This window comes from Phyllobacterium sp. (assembly GCF_037994425.1).
Lineage (GTDB): Bacteria > Pseudomonadota > Alphaproteobacteria > Rhizobiales > Rhizobiaceae > Phyllobacterium.
Map to the genome: position 1 here is coordinate 22865 of NZ_JBBNAM010000054.1, position 23707 is coordinate 46571.

Below are 23707 nucleotides of genomic sequence, written 5' to 3' on the forward strand. Positions count from 1 at the left end.
ACGCCCGTAGGCGGCTCGGCACATCGAGCTATATCTTACGAAAAATCGCAGCTACATAGAGGCCCAACTGACCGAGCGGGGTTTGCCTATATACGCCCGATCGGAAGAGATAGAATACCCGGCCGAAAAGGTTGGCTTTCCGGACCCGGTCAAACGCGTCGCACGCGCTACGGGCATCATCCGTGAGCAAGTCCCGGCTTATTGTGAGCCCGATCATGTTGAGATCAGTCCATTCAACGAACCGCCCTCTGAAAAGAAGGCCGACTCGTCTCACCCGCGCCATAGTGCCGATATTGGAGCCGAACTGGTTGTTCACGTGTTGCCTGTAATGGACAAGCATCTCCGGCGAGTAGTGCACGGAGCCGCCTGAACCCGATATGACAAGGTAGACCCACCAATCGTGACTAACGAAGTCGGTACGACGCGAAGCTTTGGCCAAAGTCTCGTGGGCGGCGCGATTGTAGAGCATGGTGTTGCCGCCGCCGAGGCTCTGTGCCAGTGCATTCCTGAAGCTCGGCTTTCGGGTGAACAGGGGCGATGGGCCGATGACTTCCCCTTCCTCGGTAATCGCGAGAGTCCGCGAACAGAACAGAGCCGGCTTTGTCGGGGAATTGTGCTCGATCCAGCCAATGGATTTTGCAATCTTATCCGGCTCCCAGATATCGTCCTGATCGGAAAAGGCATAATAATCTGAAGCGATGTCGGTGTTGACGATGAGCGAGCGGAAGTTTTCTGCATAGCCCTTGCGGGGGCCGGATAGGATGGTGAACTTGCCCTTCGACCATTTCCGGTGCCATGCCTCCAACACCTCAAGGGTTGCGTCGGTCGATCCGTCATCCGAGACCCACATATCGATCGTTGGATAGGTCTGGTTCGCGATCGACACCAGTTGCTCGTCTAAAAACCGGGCGCCATTAAAGGTCGCCAGGAGGACTGAAACCACTCCGTTTGATTGGGCGCCTGGCAATGCTATCGAGTTCCCTGCTGAAGAATCATTCGCGCTATCCTATGCACATACAGCTTTTTTCGGTCGTACGTAGCCCAAAAGCGCCGCCCCCGCCGGACGTGGCGTCGCTTCCGCACCGCATTCGGCAAAATGAATAACAAATGCCAAAAACATGCGATCGGGGGTTTGCATCCTTCAAGAATTCAACTATATGACGACCCGCACCGGCCATTGCCGGGCAACTGTTGGGGAATAGGTTAACGGTAGACCCACGGACTCTGACTCCGTTAGTCCTGGTTCGAATCCAGGTTCCCCAGCCAAGCTTCAGGACATCTCAACTATCTCTGAAACGTGCTTCGCGATTGCGAGGCAGGATGTGAGGCCGGGACTCTCGATGCCAAACAGATTGGCAAGACCCTTTACGCCGTGAGTTGACGGTCCATCAATGACAAAATCCGTCACAGGCTCGCCGCCGGTCACCAGCTTCGGCCTAATGCCGCAATAGGCAGGCTGCAACACGACATCCGGAAGTTCAGGCCAATACTTGCGGATCTCATTGTAAAATCCATCCGCGCGCCTTGGATCGACGGAGTAGTCGACCCCCTCGACCCATTCGACATCCGGCCCGAAACGCATCCGCCCATCGAGATCAAGGGTCAGATGAACACCGAGCCCTCCTTCTTCAGGAACGGGATAGATCAAATGCTTGAACGGCGTCCTGCCGGTGGCCGAAAAATAGTTGCCCTTGGCGAAACGCGTGCGGGGAACGAACTCTCGCGGCAGTCCGACAATCTTTGACGCCAGGGCCGGCGCATCAAGGCCGCAGGCGTTGATGAAGATGGATGTCTGCAGTTCGTAGTGTCTGTCACTCTCGGCATCGATGGTTTCGAGCCGCAGTCCATCACCATTGGCCTCGCCAGCCACGACTCTGGTGCGAAATGCGATTGCTGCACCATTCTCCTGCGCCTCGCCTAGCAAGGCCAACATCAGGCCATGACTGTCGATGATGCCGGTCGACGGTGATAAGAGTGCGCCGTTACAGGCAAGGTCCGGCTCCCGCCGTTTCGCCTCCGAGGCCGACAGTTGCTGAAGATCATCGACGCCGTTGGCTCGCGCACGGGCAGCAATAGTGGCAAGAGTTCCTATCTGGTCGTCGTTCGTCGCTACAATCAGCTTGCCGCAGCGTTTGTGTGCGACCCCATGGCTTTCGGCAAAGGCGTACAGCGCTCCCTTGCCCGCAAGGCAGAGCCGCGCCTTGAGGCTTCCTTGCGGATAATAGATGCCGGCATGGATGACCTCGGAGTTGCGGGAGCTCGTGCCGGTGCCGATCGTTTCGGCGGCCTCGACGATCAGGGTCTCAATGCCGCGTAACGCCAGCGCCCGAGCAATCGCTAGGCCGATGACACCGCCGCCTGCGATGACACATTCGACACGTTCCAATGCTTCAGTGCCTCCCATGCGTTGCGAGGGGCGCGAGCTTGCGCTCAAGGCTTTGCAGTGTTTCCATGATCTGCAGCCCGACCCGTTCGTAGCATGGATAATGCAGAAGATGCTCATTGTCCCAATCGGCGGGCGAAAGGCCGTGGGCGCAGGTATCTTGCGGCGCGGAGTTCTTGAGCTCGGTCAGGTATTCCTGCACCGAAAAGGAGCTCGGAGGTGTGCCCGTCGCCACGTGCATGAAAAGTGCACGGAGCCAGAACTGTGTGGCCATAAGTTCGATGCGTATTTGTTCGTCTTCGATCATGAGAATTGCGAGCCCAGCCATGACAGTTAAAGCCGTCTAACTAAAGACCTTTTAGCTCTTTATTGGTAATCTGGCTTCCCGGCTATCAGACACCTCCAAAAGCAGATCGTCAGTAGGGTACGACCGGCGGGAATGCTAGCCTGATACACATTTGATCGATACGACGACGGTAACGGCTACACCGTATTAGCTCTCGCCATGTTCCGTTTGTCTCATTCTCATACCACAATCGGCTATGTTGCTGCTTATCTCAATGTCCAGCTTAAATCCCGGCCAACAACCGACTACCTTGGGCGAGTCGAACTTCACGGGCAAAATATGCGATCGGGTACTAACCAAACGATTCCTTCGCATCAACGAAAAGGCGTTTGCCGTGCGCCATAACAAAATGCGGGGTCCATAGGGTGAGCGCTGTTCGCAAGGCATATTTCATGGCGGCATTGGAGCAATACTCGCAGGTCATCGTCAGCGTCGCCATGATTGCGATACTGTCGCGCCTGTTGAGCAGTTCTGAAATAGGTATAGCGGTCATCGGGCTCGGAATCGGTACGATTGCATTCAATTTCCGCGAGTTCGTTACGTCGGAATATCTGATCCAGCGCGATGATGTGAGCCGCAACGACGTGCGTACGGCTTTCACGCTGATGATCGGGGCTTCGCTCATCATTTCCTCTCTTCTTTTTCTGCTGGCACCCTGGCTCTCGAGCTTTTACGGTCAGCCCGGTTTGAAGAACTTTATCCTGCTCTTGGCGGTGTCCGGCATCATTGATTCATCTGTCAGCACGATATCCGCGCTTCTGAAGCGAGACATGGAATTCGGGACGATTACGAGGATCAATGCTCTCGGCAACCTCACGCATGCCACTGTAACCATCTTCTTTGCGTGGCATGGCCATGGCTACATGAGTTTCGCCTTGGGAACCTTCGCTTCCTCGCTCGTGCGAATGACGCTCGGCTTTCACGCGCGGCCAATTCTCTGGATGTACAATCCGTGTCTGTCCGGCTGGCGCTCCTTCTTCATATTCGGCGGTTTCAAGGGCGCTTCGACGGTACTCGACCGGGCCTACGAGGCGTTGCCCCAGCTTGTGCTCGGACGTATCATGCCCCTGGCTGCGGTCGGTCTCTATAACCGCGCCAACCTGGTGAGCGGCCTCCCCGACAAAGTCCTTCTATCAGCTACGTTCTCCGTGGCATTTCCAGCTTTTGCGGCTGAAGTCCGGGCGCAGCGTTGCGTCAAGGCGGCATATCTCAGGATCATCAGCTATATCACTGCACTCTACTGGCCAGCGCAGCTCGTGTTGGCGATCCTTGCCTACCCGATCGTACACATCGCCCTTGGGCCGACATGGAATGAAGCAATCCCGCTCGTGCAACTTCTTTCGCTCGCCGCTGTTCTGTGGTTCCCGAACATCCTGACCTATCCGGTACTGGTAGCCCTTGGCGAAAACAGGAAAGCCTTTGAATCGAACCTTATAGGTCGTGGCGTTTCGACCATTATCATCGTTACCGCAAGTTTCTTCGGCTTGTACGGATTGGTGCTAAGTCAATTCGTTATTCTGCCGTTCCAATCCCTGCTATCCTTCCTTTATGTGCGCAAGCATGTCCGGTTTGACTGGTCGGAGCTGTTTGCAATCATGTACAAGAGCGGAAAGGTGACCCTTTGCGCCTGTGCCGGACCACTGGTGGTTCTTGCTGCCAATGGCTTTGCCTTCGATCAATCGTTTTTGCAGGCAATTTTGTCGATCGTTTTGTCAGGGATCGGCTGGGTTTCAGCACTTATCGTAACCAAACACCCCTTCCTCGACGAACTGACCAGATTTGCAGATATTGTGATGCCGAGACTGCCGCTGTTTAAACACGTTATCCCTGTCAAATAATACGACAGGCGCATTGCTCTGATTTAGGGTTCTGATGCCATGAGATCTGTCGACGTTGTCATCCCAAACTACAACTACGCCCGCTACCTGCGCGCCTGCGCGGAAAGCGTGCTGAACCAGGACATTGACCGGCTGCGTCTGCTCATCATTGATAACGGCTCAACAGACGACAGCGCGCAAGTCGCACGGGAGATCGCCGCTTCCGACCCGCGCGTCGAGCTGCGCCTGCGCGAAAAGAACATGGGGCCGCACTCTTCGTTCAACGAAGGCATCGATTGGGCGGAATCGGACTACTTTCTTTTATTGTTCGCCGATGACTTCCTCATCCCCGGAGCACTGTCCCGCGCCGTTGCCATTATGGAAAACGACCCGGGCATCGCCTATACCTATGGCCGTGACGTGGCGATCAGGGGTGACGTCGATATTCCGGATGTTGGCGATCAGCCGGAAAATGTTCCCTTCAAAGTTCATACGAGCCATGACTTCATCAAGCGATTTTGCCGGCTGGGCGTTTTTCAGATACCTGGCCCGTCCATCATCATAAGGACGAGCGCGCAGAAGCGCGCTGGCCACTACCGAACGGAATTGCCACACAGCGACGACTATGAGCTTTGGCTACGATTGGCGCTGCACGGCAGCGTCGCTGAACTCGACTGCATCCAGGCAGGTATTCGCACGCATGATGCGAACCGCTCGACTGAGGTTTGGGCCCGGCAGATTCGCCACATCGAGAACACGGCCGACGCAGCCGAGTCGTTCTTTGCCCACGAGGGGGGCGCCATGCCCCATGCCCATAAACTTCACCGTCTGTCCCGGCGCGGACTTGCAGAACGTGCCTATTGGTCGGCAGTGTCGCATCTGCTTCGCGGAGAACCAGGCGCCGGCGAGTTGTGGCGACTTGCCGTACGCTGGCGACCCGTCACAGCCCTTCTTCCGCCGTTGGGCTATCTGCTGCATCGTCCGGATACGCTGGCCAGGCTGGACCGCCTAGGCGCGCTCTGGTCGCGAAGCACTAAATCTTTCAGGTTTAAGGAAGCTACGCCGCGCTTTTGACCGCTGGCTTCAGCGCCGGAGGATCACCCAGCTTACCCCGGATAACAGCTTCCTGTTCGGCCAATTTCGCATGGAACACAGCGACGCCGCGCTTCACTTCCCCTGCAAGCCGGGTCCTGTCGGCAAGCATCCGTGTAACCTGCTGCTTCAATACGTCCACATCGAAGGTCTCGACGTGATGACAATATTCGCTGAGGCCCGTCGCACCCAAGAGCGCGTTGTTCTTTTCTGCGTATCCGATGGAGATCACAGGCCGCTCCATGCGCAACGCACAGACGACGTTATGGTAGCGTGTTGCCACGACGATATCGGTTTGCGCAATTTGGGCCATGACGTCGTGCAGCGAGGTCATCTCTTCTGCAATTATACGCGGACCGTCAGCAAGATCGTGGGAATCGATCATCTTCATGATATCAGTAACTGCCTGCCGGTCCACTGAATCGCCGGTCAGGAGCCTGACTTCGAGTCCACGCTCATGCATCCAGGTGATCAAGGTTTCCAGCTTTTTCAGATAGGTGCGATAGATTAGTTCGCCCTTCTCTCCGGCTTTCTTCCATCCGGAGTAGGACATCACCCCCACACCGACGCGCACATCGTGGCCGGCCGGCACGACCGGTTCGTCCGCCGGGGGCAGAGCAAATGCGAGATCAGCGCTGACGGGGTCCCGCCGTACATCGAAACCGATGCTCTTCATGAAATCTCGTGACAGATCGTCACGATAGGAACGATACCCTGCCATGCGCGCACCGGTCTTCAGGAACAGCCGACTTAGCGGCTGGGTGATCGGACCGGCGCCGATGCTCACAAACGCAATGCTCGCATTGCGCAGCCTCGCGGCCAGACACCATCTTAAGATCACGAACGGCCATCCGAAGGCGGTTTCCTGGAAATCATCCAGTATTCCGGTTCCCGGCACGATGACGAGATCGGTGCCCTTCAGCTGATTCAGGGCGGCGCGAAAGCTGAGCAACCGGCGGGGAATGCCGCCGAGTAAGCGGTTGATCTGGTTGAACTTCGGACCTCTATCCGGAATCCCGCCGATACTGATGGCGTCAACGTCATAATGCTCGGTGACCGCCTTGGGGTTCGAACAGATGCAAATGAGCTCGGCATCGGGGCGCGATGCACGCAAGAAGTTGAGCATGGCTTCCAGGGACCCATCGTTCCCCGTGTTGCCACTGCCGAATTGACCCAACAAGCCAACCTTCATGCGAGCCTCACAACATCCTTTGGAAATCGCTCAAGCAGCGCGGCACTCGAAAAGTCGAGCTAGCCATGCATCCTTGCCATTCCATTCTGTTCATGATCCTACGACCGGTTGGGCATTGCTACCAAGATGCCATTTCGGAGTAGTCGATCCATCCGTCTCGACCATGCAAATGCCTCATCACCACGACCGAGCGTGGTCCGATTTGTCTTCTTGATCATGCGGCCACGCGCCCGCAAACGACACATGGCTATTGGGCCATCGGCACCCGCCGAACGACGGGGGTGCTTATACAAAAGGCTGCTGTGGTTGCCCATCGCGGCGCATTCTGCTTAAGCGGCCAATCGTTCTATGATAGCTGCAAAAAGATGCTGGCAATCAGTGTCAGGATCATTTCGAGGGCAGGTTACATGAAGTTTGCCTATTTTGTCGTCCCGCACATCGGTGGTACCTACACCGTGTTCAAGCAGCTGCGTAAGGGCCTGGTGGATTACGGCATCGATGTGCGTTGGCTCGGATTTGGAGGAAAGGATCCGACCAAGAGCCCGGAATGGAAGTCAGAGGCCGGGATCGGGACCATGGTTGAAACGCCCGAGACGCTTGATGAGTGCGAACAGGCAAGGTGTCTGGCCGCCGCGGTGCTTGAGGGCGGCTTCGACGGAGTATTCGTCAACGTTCTCGCCAACCGGACCCAGATGAACATAGCCCGCTACCTGCCGAAGCATATATTGAGGATCATGATCGTCCACAATATTACCCCCGGCACCTACGAGGCGGCGGGAGCAATTCGCGATCATGTTCATGCTACGATAGGCGTTTCGGAGCGTTGTCGAACAGATCTGGTAGAGCGCTACCGTTTCGACGAAGACCGGACTTTCGTTATCCCCAACGCGATCGACATCACGCCCTACAAAGGAATGCGGCCCGCCTCGCGCGGAGAAGGCGACAACCTCAAAACACTTTTTCTCGGCCGAATCGAAGATTCGTCCAAGGGCGTGTTCTGGCTGCCGACGATCCTCGACAATTCACCGTCGTCCGTACGCATGACGATTGCTGGGAACGGGCCGGACCTTGAGCAACTCAGAAATAGAATGTCCCGGCACTCGGAGAGGGTCACCTTCCTCGGGGCGGTTTCACCGGATAGGGTCCCCGACTTGCTGCACAGCCATGACGCGCTTGTGATGCCATCGAGATTCGAAGGCTACCCGCTCACGCTTATCGAAGCGATGGCTGCAGGGTGCGTGCCAATCGTATCGCATATACGAGGCGTGACAGATACGATCGTGAAGAATGGATCAAATGGATTTCTTTTTCCCGTTGGTGATTGCCAGGCAGCCGGGCGGCTCGTAGCGAGATTGCAAGGCGATCGCGCCGAGTTCGCGAGCGCGTCAGGGGCGGCCAGACAAATCGCGGAACAATCATTCACAGTCGAAGGCATGGCCAGCAGATACTATAACGTCATCAGCCGCATGAGGGTGAAACGACCGGTGCTCGCCCCGGCGCTGGATCTCGACGACTGGGCGCTGCCGCGCGGCCTTCGCCCCGGGCTGCGCACCTATCTGCCGAAGCCTGTCAAGAACTGGCTGCGCGTCGTCAGGGAGCGGTACAGATATACGCCTTTTGGTGCCACGCGCTGACTGAATTGCCGAAGTGAAGTTTTGCCGGCGCGCCTTCATATTTACATCATGGGTGTCATGGCGCCGTCCGGGCGCACGGAGCCGACTATCTAATCGGGGTTTGGCATATGGCTACAATGATCAGGAATTTCGAAAAGTCGAACCAGCTGCGCCCGTTAGCGCATCATCTGATTCCAGGCGGTTCTCACACTTACGCCAAGGGCGATGATCAATATCCGATACTGTCGCCTGGCTTCATCGCCAGAGGGCTGGGCAGCCATGTCTGGGACGTCGATGGCAATGAATATATCGAGTACGGGATGGGCAACAGGGCCGTTGGGCTTGGGCATGCCTATCCGGCTGTGCTCGAGGCTGTGACACGCCAATTGCAACTTGGGTGCAACTTCACGCGGCCGGCGAGCATCGAAGTCGAATGTGCTGAAGCTTTCCTCGAAACAGTGCCCGGCGCCGAAATGGTCAAGTTCTGCAAGGACGGATCGGATGCTACTTCGGGTGCCGTTCGCCTGGCACGCGCTGCGACCGGACGGGACTATATTGCACGCTGCCGCGACCATCCTTTCTTTTCGACGGATGACTGGTTCATCGGCACCACGGAAATGAACGCCGGTATTCCGCGCGCGGTGCAGGATCTGACGCTCTCCTTCAACTACAACGACATTGCCAGCGTACAGGCACTCTTTGATCAACATCCGGGGAAGGTCGCCGCATTGATATTGGAGGCTTCGCGCGGTGATGATCCGGAGAACAACTTTTTGCATGAGGTCCGCAATCTCTGTCATCGCCACGGTGCGTTGTTGATCCTCGACGAGATGATTACCGGTTTTCGCTGGCACACGGGGGGCGCTCAACAGTTTTATCGCATCGAGCCGGACCTTTCATGCTTCGGCAAGGCCCTCGGCAACGGGTTTTCGGTCTCCGCGCTTGCTGGCAAGCGCGAATACATGCAACTCGGTGGTCTGGAGCAAACCGACCGGCCGCGCGTCTTTCTACTGTCGACAACGCACGGGGCCGAAACGCACGCGCTGGCCGGCGCAATCGCCACCATGCACGTATACCGGCACGAGCCCGTCATCGAACATCTCTACGCCCAGGGGCAGGCCCTACGGGCAGGCATCGCACAGGCGACCACCCGGCACGGGCTCAATGCCTATGTCAAGGTCGTCGGTCGCGCCTGTTGTCTCGCATACGCCACGCTCGACCAGGACCGCGTTCCCTCTCAGGCATTCAGAACACTGTTCCTGCAAGAGACCATCAAGCGCGGCGTGCTCATGCCTTCGCTGGTCGTAAGCTATGCACACAGCGACGAAGATTTGGCCAAGACCATCGACGCCGTCGATGGAGCACTTGGCGTTTATAAACAGGCACTTGAAAATGGCGTCGGCAACTACCTTGTCGGCCGCCCTTCCGATGTTGTCTTCCGCCGATTCAATAGCCATCACGTTGCCACGCGTGACCTTGAAATGGCGACACATGGCTAGTTTTGTCCGGCGGTGCGTCTGCCGGTTGATAATGCTATTGGCCCTCTGCCCGTTGGCCGCGAGTGCGCAGGAGCCGGTGTTCCCATTGCGGATGGCCGAGAATAACCGTTACCTGGAGGATGCCGCGGGCCGGCCGTTCCTCATCACCGGGGATGCCGCCTGGTCTTTGATCGGAGATCTCTCACGCGAGGATGCGGACAAATATCTCGCGGACCGCCAACGGCGTGGCTTTAATACGATCCTCGTCTCGTTGATCGAGCACCAGTTCAGCCGCAATGCCCCGCGGAACTTCTACAAGCGCCAGCCTTTCCTGCCGAACGGAGCCTTTTCCAAACCCAACGACGCCTATTTCGCTGATGCCGACTGGATTCTCGAGCGAGCGCGAGAACGAGGGTTCCTGGTCCTGCTGGCACCGGCGTATATGGGCGCGAACGGTGGCGGTCAGGGATGGTTCAGCGAGATGGTTGCTGCGGGTCCCTACGCCCTCAAATCCTATGGCCGTTACCTCGCCCAGCGCTATCGCAATTTCCGAAACATCGTCTGGGTACATGGCGGCGATTACGATCCGCCTGACAAAACACTCGTCAATGCCGTCGCAGAGGGGATTCGCGAGATCGATCCCGATGCGATTCAGACGATGCACGCGGGCAGGGATACCGATGTCGCGTCAATCTGGCGGGGCGAAAATTGGCTAAAATTCGATACGGTCTACACCTATGGCGACGTGGCCGCGGCAACTCTGAAGCGTTATCGCGACGGGCCGGCGCGCCCTTACATCTTCATCGAAGGCATTTATGAGGGTGAGCACCATTCGACCGAGCAGACGATTCGGGGAATCGCTTATGGCGCTCTGCTGTCCGGCGCCAGCGGGCAGGTGTTCGGCAACAACCCGATCTGGCACTTTGCGGGTCCAAGCCTATTTGAGCAACCGACGAACTGGCAGGAAGCTCTAGCCAGCCGCGGCGCACAGAGCATTACGCATCTCAAGACTCTTTTTGACTCGCTCGCATGGTGGACGCTCAAACCAGAGCAAGGAAAGCTCTTGGTCAACCTCGATCCGCCCCTTCCCGGATACGCGATCGGCAGCCTGTCCGCCGACGGAAAACTTGCCATGATATACGTCGCCGATCGAGGTGCCGCAGTGCTGAGTACGGCGCAATTGGCCTCTACTACGCCAACTGCACGTTGGGTCGATCCTTCCTCCGGTCAATATAGCGAAGCGGCAACCGAAAAGACCGACAGGCCGGACGTCATAAGGTTTCGGGTTCCGCGTTCGCAAAATTCAGCCGGCTTTTTTGATTGGGTGCTTGTGCTGACTACTGATCGCGATTGATCGTCGTGAGCCAGAATCACGCAGACAGGGCCCCGACTTGGGCAAAAGGCGTAGAGCAACCTCACCAAAGTCTAGTCCTTGTTACACCCTGATCCACCGAACTCCTCTCTCGCTGTCGGACCCGTCCGGAAGTACCGTTTCCGCAACCGAACGCAAATTTCAGAAGGACTGGAATAATGAAAGTACTCGTGACAGGGCATCGTGGTTACATTGGATCGGTCATGGTGCCTTTCCTGATGAAGGCCGGGCATGAAGTGCATGGCTACGACGCCGAGCTCTATCGCAGTTGCACCTATGCGCCGGGGGGCGCGATCCAGGGTGTTCCGGGTGTTTGCAAGGACGTTCGCGATGTTGAGGTTAGTGATCTCAAAGGCTTCGATGCAGTGATTCACCTTGCGGCGCTGTCGAATGATCCCCTGAGCAACCTCAACCCTGATATCACCTACGAGATCAACCACCGCGGCAGCGTCAAATTTGCCGAGATGGCCAAGAAAGCCGGCGTACCACGCTTCCTCTTTGCATCATCCTGCAGCAATTACGGCAAGTCCGGCGAGGGCATGATCGACGAGACGGGCGAACTCAATCCCGTAACGGCCTATGGATCTTCCAAGGTCCTTGCCGAAAAGGATATCGCCAAGCTGGCCGACGACAGTTTCACCCCGACCTATTTGCGCCCAGCGACTGCCTACGGCCTCTCGCCGATGTTGCGCTTTGATATCGTCCTCAACAATCTCGTTGCATGGGCGGTTACCGAGGGTGTGATCCTCCTCAAGTCGGATGGCTCGCCTTGGCGGCCGATCGTCCATATAGAAGATATATCGCGGGCGTTCCTTGCCGCCATGGAAGCGCCCAAGGACAAGGTGCACAACGAGGCATTCAACGTCGGCCAGTCGGCACACAACTACCGCATTCGTGAGATCGCCGAGATCGTTGCCGAAGTCGTACCCGGCTGCAAGCTCGAATTCGCTGCCGATGCTGGTCCGGATACACGGTCCTATCGCGTCAGCTTCGAGAAAATCGCGCGGGTCCTGCCGGCCTTCAAGCCGGTCTGGGACGCGCGGGCGGGTGCCGAGCAGCTGCACGCAGCCTATGCGGGGTCTGGTTTGACGCTGCAGGAATTCGAGGGACCGCGCTACCAGCGCATTGCCAATATTCGGAAATCGCTTGAAGAGGGAACACTCAACGATAGTCTGCGGCGTGTTTCTTCCTCGAGCCGACATCCTGCCCTGGCAGACGCTGTCGTTTGAAATGCAAAGCGGCTGACATGAATACGTTTATGGTCTCGTTCGAGAATATGCGGCCAGCGGCCGACGCGGAGGTGGATGTGGGAATCCGCATCTATGCGTTGGCTGCCCGCCTCTATCCGATCTGCCGCAGCATCACCGGCGACGGGGTGCGCAAGACATTGCAGATCCTCGGCCAGCAGATCGACCTCACCCAGCACGCGGTTCCGACCGGAACCCAGGTGCTGGATTGGACGGTACCGCAGGAATGGAACATCCGCAGCGGCTTTATCAAGGACGCCTCGGGCCGAAAAATCGTCGACTTTGCCGACCATAATCTTCACATTCTAGGCTATAGCGCGGCGATACACAGGACGATGCCGCTGAGCGAACTCAAGGCGCACATCCACACCTTGCCCGACCAACCGGATCTCATCCCCTACCGGACCTCCTATTACAGCGAACAATGGGGATTCTGTATGACCCACAATCGCTTCCTCGCGATGGAGGACGGCGATTACGAGGTGATGATCGATGCCCAAAAGGCAGACGGTCATCTGACCTATGGCGAATATGTCCACAGAGGTTCGACGGACCGGGATGTCCTTCTTTCCGCCCATATCTGTCATCCGTCGCTCGCCAATGACAATTGCTCGGGCTTGGCGCTTCTGGCCTGTCTTGCCAAGGCCCTACGGGGGCGCAAGACCCGCTACAACTACCGCTTCCTCTTTGCGCCCGGCACCATCGGCGCGCTCACCTGGCTTGCTCACAACGAAACAAACGCCGCCCGTATAGAGCACGGCCTGATAGTCTCCTGCGTGGGCGATGGCGGCGGGCCGAACTACAAGCGCAGCCGGCGCGGCGATGCTACGATCGATCGGGTGATGGAATACGTATTGAGCAGGGAGGGTCGCAAGGGGACGATCAAGGATTTCAGCCCCTACGGCTACGACGAACGCCAATATTGTTCGCCCGGCTTCAACCTTCCTGTCGGTTTGTTTCAGCGCAGCGCTTTCGGCACATTTCCGCAGTATCACACATCCGCGGACAACCTCGATTTCATTGCACCGGAGCATCTTGCCTCGTCCTACCGGATGATCATGGAGGCGATCGATGTCCTCGAGCTAAACTGGACGCCGGTCAATCTTTTTCCGAAGGGCGAGCCACAGCTCGGGCGTCGTGGCCTCTATTCGGCACTCGGAGGCGACAAATCCGCCGGCGAAACCGCCATGGCGTACCTCTGGGTTCTCAACCTCGCGGACGGGGCGCACACCCTGCTTGATATAGCGGAGCGCTCGGGCATGGCTTTCCACGACGTCGTGCGTGCCGCCCAGTTGCTCAGGGACAACGGACTTCTTGGCGAGACGCTCTGATCAGGCGGGCGATCTGTCGAGGAGCGGCCAAGCCTGATCTTTTTCCGAAAGCACGGTCGGTTCGGCCGGCCAATCGATGGCGAAGGCCGGGTCATTCCAGCGGACGCCGGTAGACGCTTGAGGATTGTAGAATTCCGAGATCAGGTAAGACACGACGGCGTCATCGCTGAGCGTCTGAAACCCATGGGCAAAGCCCTTCGGGATATAGAGCCGCCGATTATTGCTTTCCGAAAGTTCGTAGGCGGTCCAGTGGAGGTAATTCGGCGAGTGCGGGCGAAGGTCGACAATGACGTCCATGATCGCGCCCCCAATGCACGATACAACCTTCACCTCGGCGTGGGGCGCGGTCTGAAAATGCATTCCCCGTAAAGTATGCTTCCTGACGGAATGCGAGATGCTGTGCTGGACAAAGTTGGCTTCCAGCCCGTGCTCAACAAATTCCCTGGAGCAGAAAGTCCGTGCGAACGAACCGCGCTCGTCGGATATTGGCAAGGCCTCGATCAGCCATGCCCCGCTCAGTTCGGTCTCGGTGAATCGCATGCTTTGGGGCCTCGCATAGTTTAGCTTTTTGCGACTGCAATTCTGTCAAACTCTTTGCTCCGGCGAAACTCACAATAAGAGGTAGCAGCGGCGGGTCTCAGTGGGTGCCGCGCCGCCCCAGCAATCTAAGAATTGCCGCGGTTTCTGCGGGAGGCTGCCTCCGTTTGACGGACTTGTCGCACATGTGTTCCACCTTCGGATGACCCCACTGATCGCATAGACATATCGCCGCCGAAGCGCCAGGGCCGTACCTTCTTGCCATGGAATAGTGATGATCGGTCCGCCGGGGAGGTCTCCTTTGGTGCGGATCGCGTCCATGGATCAGGAGCGACCGCATGAACATTCAAACCAGCACGCTTTTGTTGGCAAACCGCCCAAGTGACAAAGTTCACCATTGTCGCCTGTGCGGCACCGGTTTGAAGCACACCTTCATCGATCTCGGCATGCAGCCGCCGTGCGAAAGCTTCGTGCCCCGCGAACAGATCGATTCCATGGAAGCCTACTATCCACTCCACGTCTTCGTCTGCGAGGAATGCTTCCTCGTGCAGCTGGCCGAATATGTCAGCCCGCAGGCCATCTTCGAGGAATACGCCTATTTCTCCTCCTATTCGACGAGCTGGGTCGCCCACGCCAAGAAATACTGCCACCAAATGGCAAGGCAACTCGAACTGAACCGCAACAGCCTGGTCGTCGAGCTCGCCAGCAACGACGGCTACCTGCTGCAACATTTCCTCCCGCTCAACATTCCGGTGCTCGGGGTAGAACCCGCAGCGAACGTCGCCAAGGTGGCGATCGAAAAGGGCGTTCCGACTCGGGTTGAATTCTTTGGCGAGAGTTATGCAAGAGAGCTCGTCGATGAGGGACTGCGCGCTGATCTGATCGTGGGCAACAACGTTCTCGCACAGGTCCCGGATCTCAACGATTTTGTCGCCGGCATGAAAATTCTCCTGAAGCCCGAAGGCGTCATTACACTCGAGTTTCCGCATATCGAAAAGCTGATCGCCGAGAACCAGTTCGATACGATTTACCACGAACACTTCTCGTATTTCTCGCTGCTGACGATTGAGCACATGGCCAAGCGGCACGGCCTCAGGGTCATCGATGTCGAGGAGCTTGTCACCCATGGCGGATCGCTTCGCATTCACTTTGCGCATGAGGACAGCGTCCGCCCGGTACAGCCGAGCGTCGCACGCATCCGCGACAACGAACTGAAGGCCGGCCTCGACACGATCAACGTCTACACGTCCTTCGTCGAACGGGCGAGGAAGGTGAAGCGCGAACTTCTCGCATTCCTGATCGAAGCCAAGGATTCGGGCAAGTCGATCTGCGGTTACGGTGCGCCCGGCAAGGGCAACACACTCCTCAACTATTGCGGCATCGGAACCGACTTCCTCGATTTCACCGTCGACAGGAATCCGTACAAGCATGGCCGCTATACACCGGGCATGCATATACCGATCGAACCGGTTGAGGCCATCGACCTGATGAAGCCCGACTACATCCTGATCCTGCCCTGGAATCTCAAGACCGAAATCATCTCACAAATGCGCCATGTCGGGGAATGGGGCGCCAAGTTCATCGTACCCATTCCGGGTGTGAGCATCATCGACCCGAAGGAGTTGAAGCCATGAAAGTCGTACTCTTCTGCGGCGGTATGGGAACGCGCATCCGCGAATACTCCGAGAACGTGCCAAAGCCGATGATCCCGCTGGGCTCCCAGCCGATCCTCAGGCATGTGATGCAGTATTATGCCGACTATGGTCATGATGACTTCATTCTCTGCCTTGGCTACAAGGCGAACGTCGTCAAGGATTTCTTCCTCAACGTTCGTCCGCAGACCTTCTCGGACTGCGTCGTCACCGGCGACGGCAATGTCGAACTCTTGGGCGAGTCACAAAAGGATTGGCGTATCTCGCTAATCGATACCGGCATCTGGCGCAACATCGGCGAACGCCTGTGGGCCGTGCGCGACCAGGTGAAGAACGAGCGCATCTTCCTCGCCAATTACAGCGACGGCCTATGCAATGTCGACCTTGACGACATGATCGCCAAGTTCGAGGCAAGCGGCAAGATTGCCTGCTTCCTCGCCGTTCGGCCGCCTCTTACCTATCATCTTGCCGATATTGCCGAGGACGGCCGCGTACGCGAATTCCGTTCATCCGACCGCTCGGATATATGGATCAACGGCGGCTATTTCCTCTTCCGCGGCGAGATCTTCGACTATATGCGCGAAACCGAAGAACTCGTCCTCGAACCCTTTAGCCGCCTCATCGCTGAGGACAAGCTCATGGCCTATAAGCATGAAGGCTTCTGGCGATCCATGGATACGCTGCGTGACTGGCAGTCTCTGCAGGAAATGGTGGAGCGCGGCGAGATGCCATGGACAGCTCATGGGACGGCGAGAGACGGCACCAATATCCGCATGGTCAAGGCACTATGAGACATCTGCCCCTGGCAAAGCGCGGCGAACATCTCTCGATTCTTTGCCTCGGCGCGCATTCGGACGACATCGAGATCGGCGCCGGCGGCACTATTTTGAGCCTGATCGCCGACGGAGTTCTCGTAGATGTCCACTGGTGTGTGTTGAGCGCGCCAGGAGTCCGGGCCAGGGAAGCCAATGATTCAGCCGTCTCGTTCCTGCAGGGCGCCGCTTCTTACATGATAGACCTCGGCCAGTTCGAGGATAGTTACTTTCCCAATCAAAGCCGGGAGATCAAGCAGTGGCTGACGGCACTGCGCGACAGGGTTTCGCCGGACGTCATCTTCACGCATGCCCGCGATGATGCGCATCAGGATCATCGCGAGGTCAATCGCCTGACCACCAATGTCTTCCGCAACCATCTCGTGCTCGAATACGAGATCCCCAAGTGGGACGGTGACTTCGGACAGCCAAACACCTATGTGCCACTGAGCGCGCCTATCATGGACCGCAAGGTGGAGCTGCTCATGAGGCATTTCGGCACGCAGCGATCCAAGGATTGGTTTGACGACTTGACGTTCAAGGGCCTGGCGCGGCTTCGCGGCATGGAATGCCGAGCCGCCGATCGCTTTGCCGAAGCCTTTATCGTTCGCAAGCTCGCGATCACATTCCGGTGATTCTCGGGGTATCTCCACAAGCAACCCAGGCGAATCAAACGAACCAGCTGCCAATTCTGCGCTCGGGCGCCGGATTCGGAACGTTAAGAGGTTAAACGGAAGTATAAACCCAGGGATTATATGATTAGCCCGCGCGTTTCTTTTCAAATTTATGACTAAACACCGCCTATGTCGAACTAATCCTGTCTATGGTCAGGTTCGAATGCTGCCTAAATCGGCCATTTTTCCCCCATCAAATGAATTATCCGAGGATTAAAGACACTCAGAAATAAACGGCGTAAATTGAAATCGTGAAAAGAAGTGCGGCTGAGCGTGGTTAACGCGTTCAATATATCAACTCGCAACAAATATAAAAACTGGGGTAGTAAAATGGATAATACACATTCGTCCCTCATGGGGAAAGTCGAGCATGAATCCTATTCCCGCGAAATCGTTGTAAACAACAATCATCACCAACACTCAGTATACAGCAACGATCGCCAATTCCAGAAATACCAGCCTGAAGATTATCTCGCAATCATAGACAAGCGCGCGCTCGAACGCGAATGCCTTGCTCAGGCGTTATACAATCATCACATCGGCCTTAAAGTATATACTTTTGGTAGCCTGGAAGAATGGCGCGTATCAAAGCGGAGCGTTTCCAACCTCCGTGCTGTCCTCGTCAATACCGGCAACCGGAACATGGACGATGCGGATCTGACCGCAGAAATCGGCGAACTTGTCGCAACATTCGACTCTGCAGCCGTTGTCGTGGTCGCCGAAAACGATGATCTCAACTATGTTCTTAAAGCCTTGGAGATCGGCGTTCGCGGTTACATCCCGACAACCGTCGGCATCGAAATCTGCATGCAGGCTATCGAGCTTGCAATCGCCGGTGGCAAATTCGTTCCGGCAAGCAGCGTTCTTGCACTGCGAAAGATGCTAGGCAGCCGCAATGACGAATTCCGCCACATCGCAACCTCGTTCACGGCTCGTCAATCAGCTGTTGCCGAGGGCCTGCGCCGCGGTAAAGCCAACAAGATCATCGCCTATGAGCTGAATCTCTGCGAAAGCACGGTTAAGGTTCACATTCGCAATATCATGAAGAAGCTGGGCGCCACGAACCGGACCGAAGTTGCCTACAAGATTAGCGACATGATCCCGCATGAAACCAGATTCTGACCCAACCTGGGCCAGCTAATCGAAATCTGAAGATGCAGGGGGGTCAATCATGATCGTTTCCGAAGTCCCGTCATCCCATGGCGGCATGGCAATACCTCGAATCGTTGAAATCTTGTGGCGTAGAAAATTCGTCGTTCTAGCAGGCGTCGCACTTTGTATGGGCCTGGCGGTACTTGGATACATGCGCTCGCCAGCCCAATACAAAGCAGAGGCCATCCTCGCTCTAAACGTTCGCAAGCTGCAGGCACTACCAACCGAATCCGTCGTTTCAGCTCTTCCGCAAGAGAGTCCGGTGCTGCGAACCGAGTTGGACATCATCAGCTCAAGATCGATGGCCGAGAGGGTGCTTGCTCGGCTCGATCATGAAGGATTCACGCCCGACGGCAGGCAAGTGCCTGCGGAACAACAGTTATCGCCGATCGCGAACCAGAGCAAACCCGTTGCATCAACCCCTTTCGACGAAGATCACAACCGAAGCGAGATCGACAAACTCCTTTCAAATGTCAGCGTGATGAATGACGGCCGATCCTATACGATCTACATCAACTATCGGGCTGATAATCCGGAATACTCTGCCGCGGCCGCGAACGCCTTTGGCGAAGCTTATCTCGACTACCAGGTCGACCAGCAGACATCCGCGACTCGGCGAGTTAGCGACTGGCTTGGCGGGAAGCTGGTCAGCCTGCGCACGACGCTTGAACAGTCAGAACGTGCAGCAGCTGATTTCCGTGAAAAGTCCGGCCTCGAGAAGGCCAACGGCATGACGCTCCAATCGCAGCAGGTTGCTGCGCTCAATGCTGAACTCGCAAATCTAAGGGCGAAGCTTGCCGGCACCGAAGCGCGGCTTTCCACCGCCATCGAAGCCGCCAACAACCATAATGGCGTGGCCTTGTCGGAGATCCTCAGTTCCCAGGCGATCTTGCCGTTGCGGGCGGAACAGTCCCGCATCGAGCGATCAATTCTTGAAATTAAGCAAAGTGGTGCAACACAGAGCGCTCAACTACCGCAGCTGAACTCGCAATTGGCCTCTCTCAAGGCACAGATCGCCGACGAGGTGGAGCAGATAATCGACAGTCTCCGGAATGAGATCAACGTTATACAACGCCAACAGACAGCGGTAGAGGCGAATCTCAAAGAGATGCAGTACGGCACGTCGGCTGCAAACCAAGCGCTCGTCCATGCGGATCAGCTCGACCGAGAGGCGGCAGCCAACCGTGCCATATATGAGAGCTATCTAACCCGCTATAAGCAGACGATCGAACAGGACGGCATTGCTTCGGCTGATGCGCGCATGATTTCGCGCGCTGTTCCGGCAATGTCTAAGACAAGCCCGCAATTGCAGACGTGGCTGGCGATGGGAATAATGGGCGGGATATTTCTCGGTGTCATTGTAGCATTCGTGCTGGAACTGCGGGACAGGTCCATTCGCTCGCCGGAAGCTCTCGAGAGTGCCACCAGGCTGTCGATAATTGGCAAGATACCACAGTTGTCGGCACGTGAGCGCAAGGACGTCGCCCGCATGGTAAGTGATGGCCAATCAAGTCTTGGCCACTCCATAGCGGATCTGCAGGCGAACCTGTTGCTGTCGGCATCGCCCAAGGCCGCCAGAGCCATTGCCATCACCTCCGCCGGAGACCAGGAAGGCAAGACCCTCGTCGTTACCGGTCTTGCCCGATCATTGTCGGCCACCGGCATTCGGACTGTTGTTGTTGACGCGAACTTCCGTAGTCCAATGATAGCGCAGGAGTTCGGAGATCAATTCGGGCCCTACATTGAGGAAGTCATTCGTGGCCGACAGACCCTCGAGGCGGTTGTCCAGCATGATCTCGCAACATCCATTGATTTTGTAGCAGCGCAGACCTGCCAGGTTCCTGCAGAATTTCTGTTGGGTCACGAACAATTCGCAAAGATGATTGCCGAGCTCAAGCGTCAATACGAGATCGTGCTCATCGACACGCCGGCAGTCAGCAGCAGCGCCGATGCCATCCGTGTGGCATCTTTGGCGGACGCAACGGCTTTCGTCGTACGTCGTGATACTGCCAACATGGACGATGTTGTGGCCGCTGTAACCAGGCTGCGCGCCGATGGCCGGAAAGTGTGCGGTATCGTCCTTAACAGTGTTCGGCGGAGCGGTAAGGCTCCGAGAGTCGATGCGCCGCCGCCGCCAATTCAGCTTGTCCGGGAAAGCGTCGTCAAGAAGATGGCCGGCCACACAAAATCACGCTCTGTCGCAAAAGCATGAGGTCGACAATGTCGAACAAATTGAAGAACAATCACAACGGGTTTCGTCTCAGTGTCAACAGAATCGTCACGGCCTGGGCTTTTTCGTCCCTGTTGCTGCTTTCATCCACGGCTTCCCCGGCGTGGGCTGCGGAGCCTTACAAAATTTCAACTGGCGACGTCCTGCAGGTTACCGTCTACGGCGATGCAGGCCTGACCGGCATCTTTCCCGTAAGCGTGGACGGGACGATCGGGTATCCTATCCTCGGCAACATTCCGGTCGCCAACCAAACCATACCGGAAGTCAGCAATACGATCAGCCAAGCCCTGCTTCAGCATATACCAGGTTTGTCAGTTTCGATCGCCGTAAAGGAATACGCGCCGGTCTTCGTCATTGGTGAGGTCAAAAACCCCGGCAAGTACGAATACCGACCTGGCATGATCGCCCTCGAACTGTTCGCATTGAGCGGCGGTTTGAAGGAGGCCACCGATAAGATGGACACCGCCGGGACTCAACTGGTTACAGCGCGCCAGGACTATTCTGACACGACGCTGCAATTGTTTGCCCAGAGCGTGAAACGTGCGCGACTTGCGGCGGAACTGGATAACAAGCCGTTCGAATATGTTATGGAAGATGTGGCCACGGAAGATCAGCCGGCTCGCCAGCAGATCGTTGACGGGGAGCGCAGACTGTTCGAATTGCGACTTTCGGCACTCCACAATGAAGAGAACTCTCTCAGAGCGCAAAAGGATAATTATCGTGAAGAGATCACGACGCTCGAACAGAGCACAAAACTTCGCAACGATGAAATCACATTGCTGGAGCAAAATGTGAATGCATCGCAGACCCTCGTCGAGAAAGGTCTTACCTCACAGTCGGCACTGCGGGACACGCAGCGTCAGCTCTCGTCCATGCGCCGCGACGCGCTCGAATTCGGCTCATTCCTCGCACGCGCGCGGCAGAATGAGAACGCGATCGAACAGCGCATCCTTGCCCTCAACGAGCAACGTGCAAATGATGCAGCCAAGGAACTGAGAGATATGGATCTCGACATTATGCGCCTGCGAAAGAAGCTGACGTTCATCGTGCAAACAATGGCCGAGATCGGTGCTGCGGCGCAGCGGGCAACGACGCGCGACCGTGCGGTGAAACTAACTTTCTCTGTCGCGCGCATGGTCGACGGAAAATACATGGAAACCGAAATCTCCGAGCATGATCTCATCAAGGCAGGCGATATCTTGCGTGCGCAGTTGAGCTTGCCCAAAGAGGTCGCGCAGGGGATCAACTGATCAGTCACCGGTGTGCCATCCGGCGATCGACCTGGCTAGCCACGAATGAAAAAATAGGCCCGCTCGCGTATCGAGCGGGCCTATTTCCATTTCCGATTGTTCGGCAGAGCGATCCTACTCAAGGCAAGGTGCGTATTACAGGCCGGCTGAAACGGCAAGCGCCGCCTGGGCATGAGGTCCATGCATGGATTGCTGCCATCGCATATAGAGATCACTGATCCCGGTCTCGAGCGAAATGCTCGGACGCCAGCCCATACCCTCGAGCCGCGCCGGATTGACAAGTTTGCGCGGCGTTCCATCGGGCTTGGTCGTATCGAATATGATAGAGCCTTCATAACCGACGATCCCGGCGATGAGGATTGCCGCCTCGCCGATCGAGATCTCCCGGCCCGAACCAATATTGATGATTTCTGGCCCTGCATGTTGCTTCATGACGAATACACAGGCATCGGCAAGGTCGTCGACATGGAGGAATTCACGCTTCGGCGTTCCCGTACCCCACACCACAACGTTGGGACTTCCCGCGACCTTGGCCTCATGCATTTTCCGGATCAATGCCGGCAATACATGCGCATTCTGAAGATCGAAATTGTCATTCGGACCATAGAGATTGGTCGGCATGGCCGTGATGAACTGGCGGCCATACTGGCGAGCGTAGGCTTCCGCGAGTTTCAGTCCGGCGATTTTAGCGACCGCATAGGCTTCATTGGTGGGCTCAAGCGCACCGGTCAGCAGCGAGTCTTCGTGGATCGGTTGCTCCGCATATTTCGGATAGACGCAACTCGAGCCGAGCCATAGCAACTTCTGCACGCCGATCCGATAGGCCGTGTGCATGATGTTCATGGCGATCATCGCATTGTCGTAAAGGAAGTCGGCAGGATAGGTGGAATTGGCAATAATGCCGCCAACCTTGGCCGCGGCAATGAAAATGGCATCAGGACGTGCCTTCGCCATCCATTCTTCCGTTTCGCTCTGGCGCGTGAGGTCGAGCTCGTCATGTGTGACCTCGATGAGCTCGCAACCTTCGTGCTGCAAACGCCGCGTCAGGGCAGAGCCGACCAAGCCGGTATGGCCGGCGACCCAAATACGCTTACCGCGGAGATCGAAGTGGTATTCGTTTTTTTCAGACATGGAAATCGTCCGTCCTTCTTCGCGCATGATGTCTATCAGGTCGGATTCAACCATCGTCGGCGCAGTGCTCGACAACACCCGTATGCGTCCTTCCGCGCTTCTCGGAAGCCTTCCAGAAAGCGCCGACCGAAACACTGAAGAATCCCTGTCTCACTATAGCGGCCGCTGGCCGGGAAACACTTCGGCAATAGGGATAGGCGCGGTGTCCAAGGCGATGGAACCCAGCAGGTATCGGGCAGGTTCAAGTCGCTAAAAGGGGCGACTATGGGTGAGCACTTCTCCGGAAGTGGTAGGTCCGGGGAAGAGAGCACCGACATTGGTAGTGCCTTTGTTGAACTGTCCCTGTCAGCCGCGAACTGCAACAATCGGCATCAAGTTTTTCCGGGGCTGGGGTACAG

19 protein-coding genes and 1 tRNA gene are annotated in these 23707 nt (G+C 56.7%); 14 read left to right on the forward strand and 6 right to left on the reverse strand.

What is annotated here, in order from left to right; translation table 11 throughout:
• Positions 1-28: 28 nt before the first annotated feature.
• The gene (locus tag AAAB35_RS03685; RefSeq protein WP_340666873.1) at positions 29-943 is read right to left on the reverse strand and encodes a glycosyltransferase family 2 protein; all 915 of its coding nucleotides are present in this window, start codon (positions 941-943) and stop codon (positions 29-31) included.
• A 249-nt stretch (positions 944-1192) separates the two neighbouring features.
• Here AAAB35_RS03685 and AAAB35_RS03690 point away from each other — a divergent pair.
• Positions 1193-1266 (forward strand) — tRNA-Gln (locus tag AAAB35_RS03690).
• A 4-nt stretch (positions 1267-1270) separates the two neighbouring features.
• Here AAAB35_RS03690 and AAAB35_RS03695 read toward each other — a convergent pair.
• Both AAAB35_RS03695 and AAAB35_RS03700 read right to left on the reverse strand, forming a co-directional pair.
• Positions 1271-2386 carry an NAD(P)/FAD-dependent oxidoreductase gene (locus AAAB35_RS03695; protein WP_340666874.1) on the reverse strand — a complete coding sequence of 372 codons (1116 nt, stop codon included), beginning with the start codon at positions 2384-2386 and terminating at the stop codon, positions 1271-1273.
• A gap of 4 nt (positions 2387-2390) precedes the next feature.
• Positions 2391-2711 carry a hypothetical protein gene (locus tag AAAB35_RS03700; protein ID WP_340666875.1) on the reverse strand — a complete coding sequence of 107 codons (321 nt, stop codon included), beginning with the start codon at positions 2709-2711 and terminating at the stop codon, positions 2391-2393.
• 383 nt (positions 2712-3094) lie between these two features.
• Between AAAB35_RS03700 and AAAB35_RS03705 the strand changes: the two genes are divergently transcribed.
• Positions 3095-4567: an oligosaccharide flippase family protein gene (locus AAAB35_RS03705; RefSeq protein ID WP_340666876.1), complete on the forward strand. Its 1473-nt coding sequence runs from the start codon at positions 3095-3097 to the stop codon at positions 4565-4567.
• Between the two features lie 39 nt (positions 4568-4606).
• Positions 4607-5620, forward strand: coding sequence for a glycosyltransferase family A protein (locus tag AAAB35_RS03710; protein WP_340666877.1), 1014 nt, complete (start codon positions 4607-4609; stop codon positions 5618-5620).
• Here the strand turns inward: AAAB35_RS03710 and AAAB35_RS03715 are convergent.
• Positions 5604-6830 carry a polysaccharide pyruvyl transferase family protein gene (locus AAAB35_RS03715; protein ID WP_340666878.1) on the reverse strand — a complete coding sequence of 409 codons (1227 nt, stop codon included), beginning with the start codon at positions 6828-6830 and terminating at the stop codon, positions 5604-5606. The genes AAAB35_RS03710 and AAAB35_RS03715 overlap by 17 nt on opposite strands.
• 407 nt (positions 6831-7237) lie before the next feature.
• Between AAAB35_RS03715 and AAAB35_RS03720 the strand changes: the two genes are divergently transcribed.
• The 5 genes from AAAB35_RS03720 to AAAB35_RS03740 all read left to right on the forward strand — a co-directional run bounded on the left by AAAB35_RS03720 (position 7238) and on the right by AAAB35_RS03740 (position 13871).
• Complete coding sequence (locus tag AAAB35_RS03720) at positions 7238-8464, forward strand: glycosyltransferase family 4 protein (RefSeq protein ID WP_340666879.1); 1227 nt, start codon at positions 7238-7240, stop codon at positions 8462-8464.
• Positions 8465-8571: 107 nt separating this feature from the next.
• A complete protein-coding gene (locus AAAB35_RS03725) occupies positions 8572-9942 on the forward strand; it encodes a glutamate-1-semialdehyde 2,1-aminomutase (RefSeq protein WP_340666880.1) in 1371 nt (456 codons plus the stop codon).
• A gap of 91 nt (positions 9943-10033) precedes the next feature.
• Positions 10034-11275: a DUF4038 domain-containing protein gene (locus tag AAAB35_RS03730; protein ID WP_340666881.1), complete on the forward strand. Its 1242-nt coding sequence runs from the start codon at positions 10034-10036 to the stop codon at positions 11273-11275.
• Positions 11276-11451: 176 nt separating this feature from the next.
• On the forward strand, positions 11452-12522 hold the full coding sequence (locus AAAB35_RS03735) for an NAD(P)-dependent oxidoreductase (protein ID WP_340666882.1): 1071 nt from the start codon (positions 11452-11454) through the stop codon (positions 12520-12522).
• Positions 12523-12569: 47 nt separating this feature from the next.
• Positions 12570-13871, forward strand: coding sequence for a DUF4910 domain-containing protein (locus AAAB35_RS03740; protein WP_340666937.1), 1302 nt, complete (start codon positions 12570-12572; stop codon positions 13869-13871).
• Here AAAB35_RS03740 and rfbC read toward each other — a convergent pair whose 3' ends face one another.
• Entirely contained in the window at positions 13872-14411 is a 540-nt protein-coding gene (gene rfbC, locus AAAB35_RS03745; RefSeq protein WP_340666883.1) for a dTDP-4-dehydrorhamnose 3,5-epimerase, read from the reverse strand.
• A 335-nt stretch (positions 14412-14746) separates the two neighbouring features.
• On the opposite strand from rfbC, the gene AAAB35_RS03750 reads away from it, so the two are divergent.
• From AAAB35_RS03750 to AAAB35_RS03775, 6 genes are all read left to right on the forward strand, one after another.
• On the forward strand, positions 14747-16042 hold the full coding sequence (locus tag AAAB35_RS03750; protein ID WP_340666884.1) for a class I SAM-dependent methyltransferase: 1296 nt from the start codon (positions 14747-14749) through the stop codon (positions 16040-16042).
• On the forward strand, positions 16039-16851 hold the full coding sequence (locus AAAB35_RS03755) for a sugar phosphate nucleotidyltransferase (RefSeq protein ID WP_340666885.1): 813 nt from the start codon (positions 16039-16041) through the stop codon (positions 16849-16851). The genes AAAB35_RS03750 and AAAB35_RS03755 overlap by 4 nt, the downstream gene beginning before the upstream one ends.
• Positions 16848-17507, forward strand: coding sequence for a PIG-L deacetylase family protein (locus AAAB35_RS03760; protein ID WP_340666886.1), 660 nt, complete (start codon positions 16848-16850; stop codon positions 17505-17507). The genes AAAB35_RS03755 and AAAB35_RS03760 overlap by 4 nt, the downstream gene beginning before the upstream one ends.
• A 300-nt stretch (positions 17508-17807) precedes the next feature.
• The gene (locus AAAB35_RS03765) at positions 17808-18668 is read left to right on the forward strand and encodes a response regulator transcription factor (RefSeq protein WP_340666887.1); all 861 of its coding nucleotides are present in this window, start codon (positions 17808-17810) and stop codon (positions 18666-18668) included.
• 49 nt (positions 18669-18717) lie between these two features.
• Positions 18718-20910: a polysaccharide biosynthesis tyrosine autokinase gene (locus AAAB35_RS03770; RefSeq protein ID WP_340666888.1), complete on the forward strand. Its 2193-nt coding sequence runs from the start codon at positions 18718-18720 to the stop codon at positions 20908-20910.
• Between the two features lie 8 nt (positions 20911-20918).
• A complete protein-coding gene (locus tag AAAB35_RS03775) occupies positions 20919-22178 on the forward strand; it encodes a polysaccharide biosynthesis/export family protein (RefSeq protein WP_340666889.1) in 1260 nt (419 codons plus the stop codon).
• 135 nt (positions 22179-22313) lie between these two features.
• On the opposite strand, the gene AAAB35_RS03780 is transcribed toward AAAB35_RS03775, so the two are convergent.
• A complete protein-coding gene (locus AAAB35_RS03780; protein ID WP_340666890.1) occupies positions 22314-23309 on the reverse strand; it encodes a GDP-L-fucose synthase in 996 nt (331 codons plus the stop codon).
• Positions 23310-23707 lie beyond the last annotated feature (398 nt).